Source organism: Shewanella sp. 8A, assembly GCF_023475945.1.
GTDB classification, from domain to species: domain Bacteria; phylum Pseudomonadota; class Gammaproteobacteria; order Enterobacterales; family Shewanellaceae; genus Shewanella; species Shewanella xiamenensis.
The window spans coordinates 1-1,951 of sequence record NZ_JAMDJP010000069.1 but is presented as its reverse complement, the minus strand read 5'-3'; the positions used below and the strand labels follow the sequence as shown (position 1 = coordinate 1,951).

Annotated in this window: 1 protein-coding gene; it reads right to left on the bottom strand. The window is 49.8% G+C overall.

Annotated elements, in window-relative coordinates; genetic code table 11:
• Window positions 1–1,951 (bottom strand): cadherin-like domain-containing protein (locus M0413_RS22510; RefSeq protein WP_249555724.1); only part of this gene is annotated, 1,951 nt, incomplete at both ends.

Sequence of the window (1,951 nt, the reverse complement as noted above, 5' to 3'; positions counted from 1 at the left end):
GGCGCTGACAGGGTAAGTGCCGTCAGGCAGCACAGTACCGGTCAGGTCGACGCTCCAGTTACCTTGCGCATCAATCACTAAGCCGTTGGCGGTGGTGTAAACCACACCATTGATGGTGACGGCTAAGGTGCTGTTGTCATCCAAATCGACGGTACCTTTGAAAATCAGAGTGTTGTCGTTGGTGATAAAGTCACTGCTGGAGCTGCCAGTGTCTTGGGTGATGGCGGTGATGGCCACGGTGTTACCGTCACCGTCTTGGTCAATCTTGGTGTCGACGCTGCCGTTATCGCTGGCTTTTCCTGTGTTACCTGCAGGATCTGTGACTGAAGCATCTGCAGTGTAGCCACCTTCAGCGATAGGATTGGTCACATCAACTGCATAAGTTCCATCTGGGTTAACCGTAGTTGTAAGAGTTTGTTGTGCTCCCGTACTGTCGGTAACAACGATAGTGATAGTACTACCAGGAGGAGCATCGGTTGTACCAGTGATAGTGGGCGTTGTATCTTGCGTGTCATCGGGTGCACTCACAGTGATCACTGGACCTGTAGTATCCAGAACTGCGGAATCACTGCCTTCTGGTGAGGTATTGCCTGCTGCATCAGTTATGGTTGCAACGACAGTGATTGTTTCACCTTCATCAGGAGCTGGAAGCGTTAGATTAACAAATCCATTATCAATGTCTTCCTGCGTTAGGATGTAATCAACACCATTAACTGTGAGCGTATCTCCCGCATTCGCGCCAGTACCCTCCAAGCCAATAGTGACGTTTACTTCGGTTGCTCCACCAAGTTCTTCATTACTGATGAAGCCGTCATTGTTAGTGTCTGTAGTGATAGTGACACTAGGACCGCCATTTGCAACCGGAGTGATATTAATCGTTAATGTTGCGGTTGAGCCAGTATTGGTGGTGTAAGTAATGACGGGTACTTGGCCATTCCAGAATTCGTTAGGCGTAAATGTGTAGGAGCCGTCGGCATTGATGACTAAGCTACCGCCTTCTAAAGTAACTGTGGTGCCTGCTGCAACCGTTTGACCGTTGACTGTAAAGCTGGTCACGGACAGTTCATTGTCCACATCGCTATCGTTATCTAGCACGTTACCAGTTGCTACCGTATTTTCATCGACAGTATTTGTGTCGTTGGCAAGAACTGATGGGTCATCCACTGGGGTGACATTAATGGTTAAGGTGGCGGTTGCACCAGTGTTGGTGGTGTAAGTAATCACCGGTACTGTGCCATTCCAGTTGGCGTTTGGCGTGAAGGTGTAAGAGCCGTCGGCGTTGATGATTAAACTGCCACCTTCTAAGGCAACAGTGGTGCCCGCAGTCACGGTATTGCCGTTTACGGTGAAGCTGACAACAGACAAGGTATTATCAATATCACTGTCATTGCTAAGGACGTTACCGGTGGCAACGGAATCTTCAGCAACGGTATTGGTATCGTTAACCAAGACTGATGGGTCATCCACAGGGGTGACATTAATGGTTAAGGTGGCGGTTGATCCAGTGTTGGTGGTGTAGGTGATGACTGGTACTTGTCCATTCCAGTTGGCGTTGGGCGTGAAGGTGTAAGAGCCGTCGGCGTTGATGATTAAACTGCCGCCTTCTAAGGCAACAGTGGTGCCCGCAGTCACGGTATTGCCGTTTACGGTGAAGCTGACAACAGACAAGGTGCTGTCAATATCACTGTCATTGCTAAGGACGTTACCGGTGGCAACGGAATCTTCAGCAACGGTATTGGTATCGTTAACCAAGACTGATGGGTCATCCACTGGGGTGATATTAATGGTTAAGGTGGCCGTTGCACCAGTGTTGGTGGTGTAAGTAATCACCGGTACTTGGCCATTCCAGTTGGCGTTGGGCGTGAAGGTGTAAGAGCCGTCGGCGTTGATGATTAAACTGCCGCCTTCTAAGGCAACAGTGGTGCCCGCAGTCACGGTATTGCCGTTTACG